Source organism: Desulforhabdus amnigena, assembly GCF_027925305.1.
In the GTDB taxonomy this organism is placed as follows: Bacteria; Desulfobacterota; Syntrophobacteria; order Syntrophobacterales; family Syntrophobacteraceae; genus Desulforhabdus; species Desulforhabdus amnigena.
Map to the genome: position 1 here is coordinate 889,444 of NZ_BSDR01000001.1, position 15,888 is coordinate 905,331.

Here is a 15,888-nt window from a genome sequence, read left to right on the forward strand (position 1 = left end):
ATTCCCCTCGACTTTAGGGGTGCTTCCTTAGAAGTATGCGGAAAATAACAGGGAATCAATTTAGTGTCAACTTTTAGGTACTTTTTGTTCAGGAAAATTATTAAAATGCCAAGGAAAAACGAGAAGTATCGCAAATCGGGAAGGAGATCATAAGAAAGAATGAGGCCAAGGAGAAATTTTCAGTTCACCGGACCCGGCGTCCCTTTTGCGTCATTTGAGCGGAGACTTGTAATCGAGTCTTTTGGTCTCTGATTTTTCATAGATTGTCAAGCCCTCAACATCTGGACGAAAAAGTTCCAAGAAGGAGGAATCATCATGGCTTCCGATCTTGAAAGCAGAATTCTCGAAACTGGCTTGAGACTTTATGGCCTCATTGAAGGCGAATCCCCTTCAGTTTTTAAAAAAGAATACTGGATGGGCAAGATGCTTGGGTGGTGCATGCAGGATGAAGCCTTTAAAGTCGAAATGTTCCGTTTTGTCGATGTTTTTCCCTACCTGACACGATCCGAGTCTATTGCCAAACACCTCAGAGAATATTTTTCCCGCCCTGAATTGAACTTTCCTTCCACCTTGCAATGGGGAATCAAGTTTGTATCTCCTACGTCCATTACAGCTAAGGTGATTTCCAAAAGCATTGCAAACAACATTTCTTCCATGGCTAAACAATTTATAGTCGGGTCCAGTCCGGAAGATGCTTTGGCAGGTCTTGAAAAGCTGAGATCTCAAGGAATGGGGTTCACCGTCGATCTGCTGGGTGAAACCGTCATTTCAGAAAAGGAAGCCGAAGAATATCAGCAGAGGTATTTCCATCTGCTGGATATTCTGGATGCAGCCCAACACCGTTGGACCGCATTGGGACAAGATGTTTCAAATATGGATTGGGGGCACACACCGAAGATCAATATTTCCATCAAACCGTCCGCCATGTATTCTCAAATGAATCCCATCGCTTTCGAACATTCTATCTCTATGGCCAAAGAACGCCTTCGTCCCATTCTTAGAAGAGCCATGAAAGCGAACTCTTTTGTATATCTGGATATGGAGCATTGGGGCTTGAAGAATCTTATTCTGGAGCTCTACCGCAGTCTGATGGAGGAAGCCGAATTTCACGATTATCCTCATACAGGTCTTGTCATTCAAGCGTATCTGCGCGAAAGCGAAACGGACCTCACGGATTTGATCCAGTGGGCTCGGAAGCGCAGGATCCATTGCACCATTCGTCTGGTGAAAGGAGCCTATTGGGATTCGGAATATATTACGGCGCTGCAGAAAAACTGGCCCATCCACGTCTTTACAAACAAGTACGAAACAGATGCCAACTTTGAGAAGCTTGCGCGGATGATTTTGCAAAATCACGAATGGGTGAGCCTGGCTTGCGCCTCCCACAATATGCGTTCGATAGCCTATGTTATGGAAGTGGCTAGAGATTTTTCAGTTCCTGCGGAACGTTTGGAATATCAGGTGCTTTTTGGAATGGGAGAACCGGTCCGTAATGCACTCACCAAGGCGGGGCTACCCGTTCGGCTGTATGCTCCTGTTGGCGATATGATACAGGGAATGTCGTACCTTGTACGCCGTCTCCTGGAAAATACTGCGAATGAATCTTTTTTGCGGCAGAGTTTCTCGCAGGGGGTGGCGCGGGAAGAATTGTTGCGCAATCCTCGCGATCTCCTCGCAGAGCATCCCTCGGCACCCGAAGGCCCACGTGAAACTCCGGAATATGGAGACAAGGGACCCTTCCTCAACGAACCTCCGTGGGATTGGTCTCAAGCTGTGCATCGGAAGCGCTTTGCGGCCGCGCTGGAAGATGTCCGTAAGAAATTCCCTATGAAAGTGCCTCTTGTCATTGGAGGGAAAAAAATCTCCGTTTCAAGGGAGATCCATTCCATCAATCCGAATGCGCCGGAGGAAGTAGTGGGAATCGTCTCGTCCGCGGGGCGAGAGGAAGCCGAAGAGGCCATTCTTGCAGCGCGAACAACCTTTCCGCTCTGGAGAGACACGGATCCGGGGGTTCGAGCCGAATACCTCTTCAAGGCGGCGAATGTGGCGAGAGGGATGCGTTATGAATTGGCGGCCCTTCAGGTTTTTGAAGTGGGAAAGGCCTGGAGTGAGGCGGACGGAGATGTTTGCGAAGCCATCGATTTCCTGGAATACTATGGGCGCGAGATGATCCGGCTGAGTGCTCCACAACGCATGGGACAGGTACCCGGAGAAATCAGTCACCTTTTCTACGAACCCCGTGGAATCGCCGTAGTGATTGCCCCCTGGAATTTTCCACTCGCTATTTCCATGGGAATGACATGCGCCGCCATTGTGACGGGAAATACAGTCGTCTATAAACCTGCTTCCCAATCGCCCGTGATCGGCTCCATGGTTTCAAAGATTTTCGAGGAGGCAAAACTTCCTCCGGGTGTGCTCAATTTCCTTCCCGGCTCCGGCAGCGAGATCGGGGACTATCTGGTCACACACCCTCAAGTCAGCCTCATTGCCTTTACCGGCAGTAAAGCTGTCGGACTTCGCATTGTAGAGCTTGCGTCGAAAACCCCTGAGGGAGCTTTGTCGGTCAAGAATGTGATCGCCGAAATGGGTGGGAAAAATGCCATTATAGTGGATGCGGATGCGGATTTTGATGAGGCTGTCTTACATATTCTGCATTCCGCTTTTGGCTATCAAGGACAAAAGTGCTCGGCGTGCTCGCGCTTGATCGTTCTCGAGGAAAACTACGACCGACTCGTGGACCGGCTCAAAGCCGCAGCGGAAAGCCTCCACCTGGGCTCTCCCGAGAATCCTCAAAATGTGATGGGAGCTGTGATTGATCCTTCGGCTCGACAGAAAATCATGGAATATATTGAAATCGGCAAGAAGGAAGGGACCTTACTGCTGGAGCGTCAGGTTCCTGGCAGTGGAGGACATTTTGTACCGCTTACTATCTTCACGGATATCCGTCCGGACCATCGCCTGGCCCAGGAGGAAATCTTTGGTCCCGTGCTGGCGGTCATGAAAGCGCAGGATTTCGACGAGGCTCTCGCTATTGCCAACAGTACCCCTTACGCCCTCACGGGAGCAGTGTTTTCAAGAAGTCCAGCCAATATCGCCCGGGCTGCGAAAGAATTTCGGACGGGCAATCTCTATATCAACCGGGGCTGTACAGGAGCACTGGTGGGACGCCATCCATTTGGAGGTTTCAACATGTCCGGGATCGGGTCCAAAACGGGGGGGCCAGACTATCTGTTGCAGTTCATGGTCCCTAGAAATGTGGCCGAAAATACGATGCGAAAAGGATTTGCCCCCTTGAAAAACTCAAGAAAATAAAGGTATTGAAACCCGACATCAACGGACAGGTTCTGATGATCCTTTCAGGCAACCCGCTGCAAACGGCGATAATCCCCATCTTGATAGAGAGTATATTTCGCACCTTCAAAATCGAATTGATCCTGATAGCCAAATGGAAGGCCCAGATCCTGGGCCGTTGAAATGCTTTCCAGCAGGAAGGAAAGAACCATCGCGTATTGTTCGAGGGACGACAGAACTTCTCCGGATTCTATGGAAATTTCCTTCACGCCGAACAGTTCTTTGAGTCCTCGGGTTTCAAATACCCCTTTTTCCTTGTTGTATACCAACAAAATGGTCTGGTCTGGTTTTTTGCTGTTCTGGATCTGAAGAAGAACTGCGCTTTCCTCAACAATAGAAGTTTCGGTCATTTTTTGTTTCCTTTGTGTCATTTTTTATCCACCAACATGTCAGAACATCCGGGAATGCTTACCCTCAGCCATGAAAATTGCGAGTCGGATTTTCAAATCAGGCATCCAGCCTGGGGCAAGGAATCCCGACCTACGGACGGAGTATCTTCAAAGCAAAAGGCTATGGTGAATTTCAGATGTTTAGCTGCAAATAGCCCTTTCCCAAAAGGGCGTTACTCATTTTAAATGAAGATAACAGACAGTTTTTTTTAAAGCAACTCAAGAGAAAAAAGGCCATCTTACCTGCAAGATGGAATGAAATGAGGAAAACGGGATCGAAACCTCGAGGTAGATACCGCATGGACTCACCAGCTCCTACCTGCATTCTCAAAAAATCGTTATACAAGGGTCTTGTAAGGCATGCCTTGTTTGGAATATTGTCCTCACCCTGAAAAGCAGCGACAGAGTCTATTCATTTTCAAGGAGTTTATTGCATGCCCATCGATCAGCTTTCGCCGTCTCAGCAGGCGGCTGTCACCTATGTCTCCAGTCCCACCATTGTCACCGCAGGCGCGGGAAGTGGAAAAACCAGGACCCTGACCACCAAGATTGCCCACCTGGTGAACGACCTTGGTTATAGTCCCGATAGGATTCTCGCCATTACCTTTACCAACAAAGCGGCTGCCGAAATGAAGAGCAGGCTTCAAAGGGCAACCCAAAGGCCGGCAAACGATTTTCCCTGGGTGAGGACTTTTCACAGCGCCTGTTTCAAGATCCTGAAAGCCCACTGCGATTTACTGGGATACCAAAAACCCCTCATGATTCATGACGACTCCCAACAGAAAACGCACCTGAAGAAAGTCCTTGCCGAACTGAACCTGGACAAAAAGTACTTGTACGGAGCGGGCAGCATGATTTCCCACGCTAAAAACTCGGGAGACCCACAAAAGTTTCTCAATCTCCATGGGAAACTCCCCCGAAAGCTGGAAATCTATAGAAAATACAATGAAATGCTTGAACAGAACAACTCCATTGACTTCGATGACATTCTCCTGCTCACCCGTGATCTTCTGATAAAATTTCCAGAGATTCGTGACCGATATCAGAATTCTTTTGATTATATCCTGGTGGACGAATTCCAGGATTCCAACGATATTCAAAACCAGATCATCGATTTGCTCCTGCGGGATGGAAGACTGACCGTTGTAGGGGATGACTATCAGAGTATCTACAAGTTCAGAGGAGCGGATCCCTTTCATTTTATCAATTTTCCCCGGAAATACTGTGACGCACGGATCTTCAAATTAGAAGAAAATTACCGCTCCACGACGGAAATCGTAGCCGCTTCCGACGCTCTTATCGCCAATAATTCCCAACGCATGGAAAAAACATGCTTCAGCAGGCGCAAGGGTGAACTTATTCACGTCAAATCGCTCCCCACCGACGACGCCGAAGCGGCCTGGGTCGCCAAGAAATGTTGGGAATATGTCGGCTACAAGAAAATTACCATGCAGGAAATCGCCATTCTCTACAGAACAAAGTTCACGTCTCTTCCCTTTGAACGGGCCTTGAGGTCCGAAAGGCTTCCTTACAACATGGTTGGAGCGCAGGGCTTTTTTCAACGCAGGGAAGTTCAAGACCTTAACGCTTATCTTATCAGTGCGGTCAATGTTCGGGATGACGTCTCCTTTGAACGCATCATCAACGTTCCCAAGCGTGGCATTGGTCCGGGCGCTCTCAAGAAAATCTTTGCAGCCAAAGAGCGAGATATGTCTTTACAGGACGCGTGCCGAAAAGCACTCCGCAGGAACATTCTTCCCAAAAAGGCCATGGTGGAATTGGATAAACTGCTCTCATTCATCGAAGCCATTGGAAAGGAAAAGCCGGATACAGCTCTGAGAAAAGTCGTTATGGAAATGGAATACGGCGAATACATCAAATCCATCGCAGAGAACGAAGAAGACGTCATAAGCCGTATGGAAAATATCAAGCAAATGATCTACGATGCGTCGCAAAAAGATTCCATTGCAAGCTACCTGGAAGATGCCGCACTCATCAGGGATGATCAGGATACCGCAGACAAGAAGAATGGAATCAGGCTCTCCACGATTCATGCTGCCAAAGGGCTGGAATTCAAGGTGGTTTTCGTCGTCGCACTCGAAGAGGGCATTCTGCCGCATGGTCGATCGTTTGATGCCCGGGATGAAAAAAAGCATGATGAAGGTATCGAGGAAGAACGGCGTCTCATGTATGTGGCCATGACCAGGGCCTCGGACTATCTCCATCTTACCTCTTCCAGAACGCGAAGGGGGGAAGCAACGATAGAAAGCCGTTTTCTCGATGAAATTCCGGAAGATCTTCAGGACAGACAGTAAATTTTTGAGCTTATTTTGAATTCCAGGCTTACAAAAAAACGAATGTGGTGAGCCTGGAAGGGAAGAATAAGGTCAAGGATAGGTTTTTTGAGTTTTTAAGGGAGTCTCGTGTGCCGCTTCTTGTTTCCACTTCTTACCAGCCCCCTTTTGTTCTTCAAAATGGTCATTTTCAGACAATCTTTCCCAGCCTTTTCCGCAGGGTGCGAGACGTTTCCTATCATCGCATCAGGATCTCAACTCCAGATGATGATTTCATCGACCTGGATCGCGCTTCCGTTGGGGGCGACAAACTTGGAGTGATCGCTCATGGGTTGGAGGGAAGTTCCTGCCGCAGCTATGTTTTGGGAATGGTGCAGGCTTTGAATGCCCAAGGATGGGATGCTGTAGCATGGAATTTCAGAGGATGCAGTGGAGAGCCCAATCGCCAGATCAGATTTTATCACAGTGGGGATACGGATGACCTCAATACCGTGCTCAAGGAAATTCTGAACAGGTTCGACTACCGCCACATCGCCTTGATTGGATTCAGTATGGGCGGGAATGTGATTCTGAAATTTCTGGGAGAATATTCGGCACGCATGCACCCCTCCATCAAGGCGGGTATCGCATTCTCCGTTCCTTGCGATTTGGCATCCGCTGCTCACAAGTTGAAGCAACCTTCAAATCTCATTTACATGAAGCGGTTTCTCCTGAATCTACACGAAAAAATACGTATAAAAATGAAACAGTTTCCTGGTCGAATCGATGATAAGGGCTACCACCTCATTCACAGTTTTAAAGAGTTCGATGAGCGTTATACGGCACCTCTCCATGGATTTGAAAGCGCGGAGGATTATTGGGAGAAGTCCAGCAGCAAGGGGTTTTTGCATCGCATTTCAATCCCTGTTCTGATGGTGAACGCTCTGGATGATCCATTTCTCTCCTCTTCGTGTTATCCTTATGAAGAAGCTTTGAATAATCCCTGTTTTTTCCTGGAAGCCCCCAGGTTTGGTGGGCACGTGGGATTTATGGGATATGGGAATGGCGGGAATCGATACTGGTCGGAAACACGCACCGTACAATTCTTGAAGAACCAATGCAATTGGAAATAAAACTCCAAATGATTGGCGGGCCAGGTTGAAAGTCGCACTAATCACGCCTTCAAATGATATATATGGCGCATACATGTCGTTATTGTGGCGTTATTTTATCTATTATGGCGCGATAATGGCGATGAAATTTAAAGGGGGGGCTGGGGTTGAGCAAATAATATTTGTAATATTAATATCTTAAAATTTATTTCGAGGTTGGCATTCATGTTGCAAAACTTCATAAACAAATATGAAAGAAAACTCTTTCCTCCTCTTAAAACCAGTCGGTCTGCCCCACCGACTGGTTTTTTTATTCAGGAAAGGCTTCTTTTTTGAAGCCGTAGAATCCCGCCATACCTGCTTTCTCCAATGAACCGGAAACACCGTTGTTTAACCGAAATCACCTTAAGTCTCCTTCCGGTCGATATAGTTGTTTGTGGTATAGTTCACGTTCCTGCGAATAGCTCTTTTCCCATACGAAGTTCCCCGTCTACATTTTCTTGAAGACAGCCTCAAAGGGATTGTTGAATCCCCCTTTGTTTTTTTTTCTGTGATATCTTTTCGTGGTATTTTTGTGTGGAAGGCTGCGGAACATTCTTCGGAGTCTTACGGTCCGGTTTGTCCTTTGATTTATTATCTCCCTGGTTCTTCATGGAAAGAGCGATGCGTTTTCTTTGATGATCCACATCGAGAACGGTGACCATCACCTGCTGGTGTACGCGCACTACCTGGCCGGGATCTTTTATAAAGTAGTCGCAAAGTTCGCTCACGTGAACCATCCCGTCGCGGTGAACACCAATGTCTACAAATGCTCCGAATGCAGTGACATTCGTGACGATGCCTGGCAACCTCATGCCGGGCTGCAGGTCATCGATGCTCTCAATTCCTGGTGCAAAGGAAAAGGGTTCAAAGGTTTTCCGAGGATCTCTACCAGGTTTGGCCAGTTCCTGTAGAATGTCGTTCAAAGTGGGCATCCCCACATCCTTGGTGACATAGCGCGACAGATCGATCTTCTGCCTGAGGCTTTCATCACGCATGAGGTCGGAGACGGAGCATTTGAGATCCTTCGCCATGGTTTCAACGATGGGATACGATTCGGGATGGACGGCGCTGGAATCGAGGGGATTCGAGCCTCCGCGAATGCGCAAAAAACCGGCGGCCTGCTGGTACCCCTTGGGTCCAAGGCGGGGAACTCTCTTGAGTTCTGCGCGAGATTCAAAGGGGCCCTTCTCGTTCCGGTATGCCAGGATATTTTTCGCCAGCTGAGGTCCAAGTCCTGAAACGTAAGTGAGCAACTGTGCGCTGGCGGTGTTGACCTCAACACCTACACTGTTCACACAACTCATGACCACATCGTCAAGGCTTTTCTTGAGTTCGCCCTGATCCACATCGTGTTGATACTGCCCCACCCCGATGGACTTGGGATCTATTTTGACCAGCTCCGCCAGCGGGTCCATGAGACGCCGCCCGATGGAAACGGCTCCACGAACTGTCAGGTCATGATCGGGAAATTCTTCCCGAGCAATGGCGGAAGCCGAATAAATGGATGCCCCACTCTCATCCACCATGACGATCTGAACGTCTGCAGGAAGCCCCAATTTCCGAACAAAGGATTCCGTTTCCCTTCCCGCCGTACCGTTTCCAATGGCGATGGCTTCTGTTTTAAACTGGCGCACCATGGCCACGATCCGCTCTACCGCCTTGGCCGCTGCCTGATCTCCCGTATGAGGGTAAATGGTTTCATTGTGAAGAAGTTTCCCCTGAGGATCCAGGCATACCACCTTACAGCCGGTCCGGAACCCCGGGTCGATGGCCATCACCTTTTTGGATCCCAAAGGGGCGGCCATGAGCAGGTGCCGCAAGTTGTCCACAAAAATGGCAATGGCATCCCGGTCTGCACGCACTTTGGTCTCCTGTTTGATTTCCGTTTCCAGGGAAGGAGCCAGCAGTCGGCGATAACTGTCATGGAGGGCCAATCGGACCTGTTGAGAAGCAGGCGAATCCCCCTTTAAAAAAAGAGATTCCAGAATGGCAAGAGCTTCTTCCTCAGGTGGGAGAATATGGAGGGAAAGAAACCCTTCACGCTCGCCACGACGCATTGCAAGCACGCGATGCGATGGAGCCTGGCCGACTGATTCTTCCCAGTCGTAGTAATCACGGTACTGGATGCCTTGGGCTTCTTTTCCCGGAAGAACCTTGGCTCGAAACTGACCTTTCCGGGAAAACAAGTTACGCAGATGAGCACGGGTTTCGGTATTTTCGTTGGCCCACTCGGCAATGATGTCGCGGGCCCCTGAAAGAGCATCATCTACCGAGGAAACACCTTTCTCCTCGTCGAGGTACCGGCGAGCCTCAACGTCCGGATCCAGACCCGGCTCCTGGTCGAAGAGCTTCTGTGCAAGGGGTTCAAGTCCCTTTTCTTTGGCGATGGTAGCTCGAGTCCGACGCTTGGGGCGGTAGGGTAGATAGAGATCTTCCAAAACGGCAAGGGAATCGGCCTTGAGGACCTTGAGGTTCAGATCGTTCGTCAACTTTCCCGTCTCGGCAAGGGATTTCAGGATCGCCTCGCGTCGTTTATCGAGAGCTTCAAGTTGAGCGAGACGATCACGGATAGCCACAATCTGAGTTTCATCCAGAGATCCTGTGGCTTCCTTGCGGTATCGCGCGATAAATGGAACCGTTGCTCCATCTTCAAAGAGCTGCAGAGTAGCCTGGATCTGATGGGGGGCGAGTTGAAGCTCCTTTGAAATAATGGAAATGTACTGCTCGTTCATATCTTCCTTTCCCAATACAGGACAAAGTTTTTCAGTGCAGGAAATGTTTTATAAGGCATAGCTCATTCAAAGTATTCGGGTCTATCATTCCACCTCTATTTTGTAAATGATCCATCATGATAAGGATGCGAAAGTTCTCGACCCGCACAGCAGTTTTGTCGTACATAAATCCAGCGAAAGCAAAAGACGGCAAACCCTGGAGACCGGCCCAGCAGCAGGATATTTGGGCTGAGGGGACATTCATTTATTGTATAAAATGAGGAGTTTTCATGAACAATGAGACTGTACCTGCAAGTACTCAAATGCACTACGAACTGCGGCTGACAACTACGGCCTCCGGTGTGGGATATTTCGCATGCTGCCCAGCGGAGGAAACAGTTTTCAACGATTACATCGAATACTTGAGGTCCCATCCTTTTGACGAGTTTATGCACAAGCATTTGATGGAATCCCTCTCCGTCCTGAAAGAGGAAAAAATCCGGGACATGATCAAGAAAGCCGGGAAGGACGATCCGGTTTTCTTGTCTCTTTTGTATGAGGTTTGCCATATCTATGAAAAATTCACTGTATTACGAAAGCTTTTTGAATCGGAAGATCTGAAAGAGCTGAGTTCGTATACTCCCCTCATCCATATTCGATCGGACCGTTTAGAGGATCAGGCTCTCCATTTCAAATGGATTCAATTATTTGAGGAAAATATCAACGAGCACAAATCCATCCCCTCTCCCCAATCCATCGGCCTGCCCTTTCCGTTTGCAGAAAGGGAGCTTCTCTCGGATTCCAGGCATGTTGTTTCCATCAAAACAGTCTCCGATGGCATTCCAAAATCTTCGACTCAGCACTCGGACTCCCTCCCCTCTTTTGAAGAAACCGCACAAAAAGCTCTGGAAAAACTTCAAAAAACCGGGGTGCTGGGCGGCACGGAAATGCGGCATGCATCTTCCCTGAGCCCTTATGCCCTATTTCGACAGTGGAACATCAACCATGCAGTGCGCAACGGCCGGCATGATTATACCCTCCGTGGCGTGCAGACAAGCTATGGGCGAGGGCTTTCACTGCCAATGGCAAGGGCTTCTTATTCCATGGAAATAGTGGAACGGTGTTCAGCCTTTGCCGATTTTGGTCCGGAAGGGGTTCTCGGGTACGTGAAGGGGTATCCCCTTACCTACGCTTCTTATGAAGAGCTTGCAGGAGGAACGACCGCTGTTCTTGATCCCAATACATTGTGCCTGGAAGTTCCCTATGAAAATAGTCCCCTGTACTGGCTGGAGGGAGAGTATCGCGATGAAGACGGCCTTCATCCGATCCTCGTTCCGGCTCAGTGTGTCTTTCTTTTCTGTAATCTCGATGAAATCAGTCTCTTCAGCGGCCTCGGGTCCACCGGTCTGGCTTCGGGCAATACCATGGAACAGGCCAAGGTGAGTGCTCTTTTGGAAGTGCTGGAACGTGATGCTGAAGGGGTGACGCTCTATGATCCTTCGCGATGCTTCAGGATCGAGGCAAACGATGCGGTGCTGAGTCCTCTCCTGGCTGGATATCGCGCGAAGGGAATCCACATTCAATTTCAGAATATGACCTCTGAATTGGGAATACCATGCTACAAGTGTTTCGTCGTGGGGTCCGAGGGGCAAATCATCAAGGGCACCAGTGCACATCCGGATGGAAGACGCGCTCTCGTTTCCGCTTTGACGGAAACGCCTTATCCTTTCCCGTACGGACCCCCATCCGCTTCAGGCCCCGATGGACTACCCGTAGTGCGCTTTCAGGATATTCCCAATTATTCCAGAGGCGACTACAGGGAAGATCTGGCCCTCTTGGAAGGGGTTCTGATGGCCAACGGGTATCGCCCTATTTACGTCGACCTGACGCGTGAGGATCTTGGCCTGCCCGTGGTGAAAGCCATTGTCCCGGGATTAGAGTTTATGGCGGATTTTGATCGCTTCTCGCGCGTCAGCCCTCGCCTATTTGCTGATTATTTGAATTTGTTCCGTTAAGAATTCGAAAGAACTTTTCCTGTTGAGACGGAGGAAATAGAAGGCAGATGGAATTCTATTTTATCTTATGATTTCAAATAATTTTTTGTATTGAAAACCAGCGGATGGATTTTTAGTTCGATATCGCTTTTTCTTCTTGCCTTTTTCTATTTAGAGTTTATTTTAAATCCCTAAAGAAAAGGGGTTCGATATGTAGGGTTATACGAGGAATCGGTCTTTCGCCTTATAGAGCGGTTTCAGGGTAGCTCGAAATAACGCGCCAAGAAGAGAAGTGCAGGTTGTAAAGAACACAGTTGAGAAAGGATTTAGAAATGGCGGAAGGTCGAGTAAAGTGGTTCAATGATCAAAAGGGTTATGGTTTTATCGAAGCCGATTCTGGAAAGGATGTCTTTGTTCATCATACTTCCATCCAGGGTCAGGGTTTCAAGTCTTTGAGCGAAGGTCAAAGGGTGGCTTTTGATGAAGAGCAAGGCGCTAAAGGGCCTCAGGCGGTTAACGTGAGGAAGCTTTAGTCGATATATTCTTTAGAATCTTCAGTATGCAATGTGAAGCCGAGGCAGGTCCTCGGCTTTTCTGTTTTCAGGGATACCGAAAATCGGCAGAGCAGGAGTCTTTGCTTTTCAATACTCCATTTTGCCCAAACGCTTTCCACCTCTCCTTGCAAAGGGCCATCCTCTATTTAAAGCCGATTTTGACGGCTGTTTTCTGGGGCAACGCATTCGTTGCCGGCCGAGTGACGGGTGGCGAGAACAGCTCAATAGAGCGTCACCTCAATAGTGAACCGCCAGCCAGATTGTTTCTTCAGCGGGATCAGTCCATTCAACGCGATGCCTTCTGTGTGAAGGAATATTGATATAGTCGCCGGCCTCCAGGCTGATCATTGTATCACTGCCTTCAAAACGCAGGCGAGCCCTCCCTTTAATGACAAGGACCCATTCATTTTGCTGTTGATCGTACCAATACCCTTCGGGTGAGGCATGCCCCAGGGAAATGATCCTCTCGATCTTTACCTCCCTGGTTTGGATCAAGCTTTCAAAACATTCGTTTTCAAGAGATTTAGGAACTTCCGACAGGATATTTTTGACTTCCATTTCAATTTAAATTCCATAGGTAGTGTGGGTAGTATGTGGTTAATATTGCTTTTGGGGGTAATTTTACCGATGTCCCTTCCCGTAAAAGCGGGGATGAACATCGGCAACGGTAGGAAATGAAAATAAGAGGAAACCGCACAATCTACCACTTCGTAAAAAGCTCGGCAGAATGTTGATTTAATCCCTCAAAGTAAATTTCCAGGAACAATACCACTCTTCAGGATGGGGGTCGGGCGGGCAACCAATGCATTCCGTTTCGATGCGCGGGTCTATGTAACTGGCAAAAAAGGGATACTCCACCATGCCCCCTGATTTGCAGGGGTAATCCTGAAGTCCTTTACGTTTTCGCGCTACTTGCACTCGGCATTCTTCCATTCTGAATATAAAACTTTTTGCATCCACATCTTCGATGGACTGTTTATTGATTCGCGCATACATGCGAAAAGCGAGAGCCGTTTTCAATCCATCCAATCCACCCAGTTCAGGAATCCCAAGCAGTTCCTTGATCCTGTGAGCCTCGTAAGGTGAAAACCTCGACCAGCACGTATCATTGCAGCGTTTCGCAGTGTCCATTCCAAACTGCTTTTCCACAGCCTGGAACCAGACTCCGTCGTTGGCCAGCCAGTTGACGCAAATGGCATCGAGCAGTTTCAAAAGATCCTGCCTTCCCATGTTCCTCAAAGCCTTCGGAACTCCGTCTTCCACTTCAATATCCAGTACCTTGGCAAGCCTGTTGAACATGATGCTCCACGAAAGATCACCGGCGACCGTTTCAATGGCAGCCGCTTTCTTCATTCCCAACTGGTATTCCACTTCCCTGAACCAGCTTCCATAATGTATCAAAGTGCGCCGAAATCCCTCCATGACCCACTGAACCAACTCCGGTTGAGACAGATCATCAAACACCTTCGGCTGAGATTGACTGGACATTTCTTCTCCTTGTTGTTGAGCCGGCTGATTGCAAGGCCTTAGACTTTTTTTCACACATTTCCATACATTCCGGGGCTCCGAATGGACGTGAATGGGTGAGAAGGTCTTCATTTCGGCCGGCATGTTAGGTTGGAAAAGGAACGCACAAGCACACTCTCTCAAGAGGAGGACACACGGAGAGACCAATAGAAAAGTACCGCCTCTATCTTGAGAAAATTTTACTCATAATAGATAAGATCGTGTCTGAAGATCAAGGAAAATGGCAGGAGATGATCTCGGAGGAGATCTTGGGTTGGCGTAGCATCAGCTCTTTGTTCCGGTCGGCACGGCATCGAGGGTTCGCAAAAAACATACGTCTCCATCACAGGGTGAGTGAAACCCTTTTCTTGCCCATCCCGCGAGAGAGGGGACTTCCCGCGCAGGGCGGTGGGCAATGCTCGGTTTTTGCCCACCCTGCACAGTGGAAGCCCTTTTAGTTGACGTATCAGATGTCGTAATACAGTTTGAATTCATGGGGATGAGGACGCATACGGAGCGGATCTACCTCGTTCTCGCGTTTGTATGAGATCCACTTTTGGATAACGTCGTCGGTGAAGACATCGCCCTTGAGGAGGTACTCGTGATCGTTTTCCAAGGACTTGAGAGCTTCATCGAGTGACCCGGGGGTAGAAGGCACATTGGCAAGTTCTTCAGGAGTCATGGAGTAGATATCACGATCCAAGGGCTGGCCGGGATCGATTCTGTTTTGGATACCATCCAGAGCGGCCATCAGGATAGCACTGAAAGCGAGGTAACCATTGCAGGACGGATCCGGGAAGCGCACTTCGATACGTTTCAGTTTGGGTGAAGCGGAATACATGGGGATACGCAAGGATGCGCTGCGGTTACGGCTGGAGTAAGCGAGATTCACCGGTGCTTCGTAACCAGGCACAAGCCTTTTGTATGAATTGGTCGTCGGGTTGGTGAAAGCACAGAGAGATGCTGCGTGTTTGAGAATACCACCGGCCGCATAAAGAGCCATTTCACTCAGACCTGCATACTTATCGCCGGCAAAAAGCGGTGTGCCGTCCTTCCAAATACTAACGTGAACATGCATGCCGGAACCATTGTCGCCGAAAAGAGGCTTGGGCATGAAGGTTGCCGTCTTTCCATTGCGAAAAGCAACATTCTTCACTACATATTTGTACCACTGCAGATTGTCGGCCATTTTTACCAAAGTAGCAGCCTTCATATCGATCTCTGCCTGACCGGCGGTAGCGACTTCGTGGTGCTGGCATTCCACGGTCAATCCCACCTTTTGCATCATCAGTACCATTTCGGTGCGAAGGTCCTGCTGTGAGTCGACAGGCGGAACAGGAAAATAACCCTCTTTATGGCGCGGTTTGTAGCCCAGATTGGGATTTTCAACACGACCGGTATTCCAGGTGCCTTCAATGGAGTCGATAAAATAGTAGCCGTACTGGCAGGCTCCATCATAGCGAATATCATCAAAAATGAAGAACTCCGCTTCAGGACCGAACCAGGCCATGTCACCAATGCCGGTGAACTTCAGATATTCCTCGGCCTTTTGAGCGATGTGGCGGGGGTCGCGAGTATATCTTTCCTTGGTAACAGGGTCTGCAACGTTACAAATCATGGTAAGGGTGGGAACCGCCATGAAAGGATCCATTTTTGCGGTTTCCGGATCGGGAATGACGAGCATATCACTGGCATTGATGGGCTGCCATCCGCGAATGCTGGATCCGTCAAAGCCGTAGCCATTTTCAAAATCGGATTCACTCAACTCTTCAATTGGATTTGTAAAATGTTGCCAAGTTCCAAGGAAATCCATAAACTTGAGATCAACCATCTTAGCGCCCTGCTCCTTGGCAAAGGCGAGTACTTCACTCGGGGTCATATCATTGCCTCCTTTGGATTCGTTCAAACCTAGTTGTTTTTGAAAAGTCAAAATCACCAAAAGCAATTCTCTTGCCA

10 protein-coding genes are annotated in these 15,888 nt (G+C 48.7%); 5 read left to right on the forward strand and 5 right to left on the reverse strand.

From position 1 onward, the window contains the following. The first annotated feature begins 315 nt into the window (after nucleotides 1–315). Nucleotides 316–3,312 (forward strand): proline dehydrogenase family protein, encoded by a 2,997-nt coding sequence (locus QMG16_RS03965; RefSeq protein WP_281792377.1) that lies wholly within the window; start codon nucleotides 316–318, stop codon nucleotides 3,310–3,312. A 44-nt stretch (nucleotides 3,313–3,356) separates the two neighbouring features. Here the strand turns inward: QMG16_RS03965 and QMG16_RS03970 are convergent, their stop codons facing one another. Continuing rightward, nucleotides 3,357–3,701, reverse strand: coding sequence for a hypothetical protein (locus QMG16_RS03970; RefSeq protein WP_281792378.1), 345 nt, complete (start codon nucleotides 3,699–3,701; stop codon nucleotides 3,357–3,359). A gap of 473 nt (nucleotides 3,702–4,174) precedes the next feature. Here QMG16_RS03970 and QMG16_RS03975 point away from each other — a divergent pair, with 473 nt between their 5' ends. Beyond that, on the forward strand, nucleotides 4,175–6,055 hold the full coding sequence (locus QMG16_RS03975) for an ATP-dependent helicase (RefSeq protein WP_281792379.1): 1,881 nt from the start codon (nucleotides 4,175–4,177) through the stop codon (nucleotides 6,053–6,055). A gap of 110 nt (nucleotides 6,056–6,165) precedes the next feature. After that, entirely contained in the window at nucleotides 6,166–7,146 is a 981-nt protein-coding gene (locus QMG16_RS03980) for a YheT family hydrolase (RefSeq protein ID WP_281792380.1), read from the forward strand. Between the two features lie 491 nt (nucleotides 7,147–7,637). Here the strand turns inward: QMG16_RS03980 and QMG16_RS03985 are convergent, their stop codons facing one another. Beyond that, on the reverse strand, nucleotides 7,638–9,899 hold the full coding sequence (locus QMG16_RS03985) for a Tex family protein (RefSeq protein WP_281792381.1): 2,262 nt from the start codon (nucleotides 9,897–9,899) through the stop codon (nucleotides 7,638–7,640). A gap of 269 nt (nucleotides 9,900–10,168) precedes the next feature. On the opposite strand from QMG16_RS03985, the gene QMG16_RS03990 reads away from it, so the two are divergent. Both QMG16_RS03990 and QMG16_RS03995 read left to right on the forward strand, forming a co-directional pair. After that, the gene (locus QMG16_RS03990) at nucleotides 10,169–11,893 is read left to right on the forward strand and encodes a YcaO-like family protein (RefSeq protein ID WP_281792382.1); all 1,725 of its coding nucleotides are present in this window, start codon (nucleotides 10,169–10,171) and stop codon (nucleotides 11,891–11,893) included. Nucleotides 11,894–12,204: 311 nt separating this feature from the next. Next, nucleotides 12,205–12,405: a cold-shock protein gene (locus QMG16_RS03995; protein WP_244082583.1), complete on the forward strand. Its 201-nt coding sequence runs from the start codon at nucleotides 12,205–12,207 to the stop codon at nucleotides 12,403–12,405. Between the two features lie 258 nt (nucleotides 12,406–12,663). Here the strand turns inward: QMG16_RS03995 and QMG16_RS04000 are convergent, their stop codons facing one another. The 3 genes from QMG16_RS04000 to glnA all read right to left on the reverse strand — a co-directional run bounded on the left by QMG16_RS04000 (nucleotide 12,664) and on the right by glnA (nucleotide 15,811). Then, complete coding sequence (locus QMG16_RS04000) at nucleotides 12,664–12,984, reverse strand: pyrimidine/purine nucleoside phosphorylase (RefSeq protein WP_281792383.1); 321 nt, start codon at nucleotides 12,982–12,984, stop codon at nucleotides 12,664–12,666. A 177-nt stretch (nucleotides 12,985–13,161) separates the two neighbouring features. After that, nucleotides 13,162–13,914, reverse strand: a complete 753-nt coding sequence (locus tag QMG16_RS04005) for a DUF6125 family protein (protein WP_281792384.1) — start codon at nucleotides 13,912–13,914, stop codon at nucleotides 13,162–13,164. Nucleotides 13,915–14,398: 484 nt separating this feature from the next. Next, the gene (glnA, locus tag QMG16_RS04010; RefSeq protein ID WP_281792385.1) at nucleotides 14,399–15,811 is read right to left on the reverse strand and encodes a type I glutamate--ammonia ligase; all 1,413 of its coding nucleotides are present in this window, start codon (nucleotides 15,809–15,811) and stop codon (nucleotides 14,399–14,401) included. Between the last annotated feature and the right edge of the window lie 77 nt (nucleotides 15,812–15,888).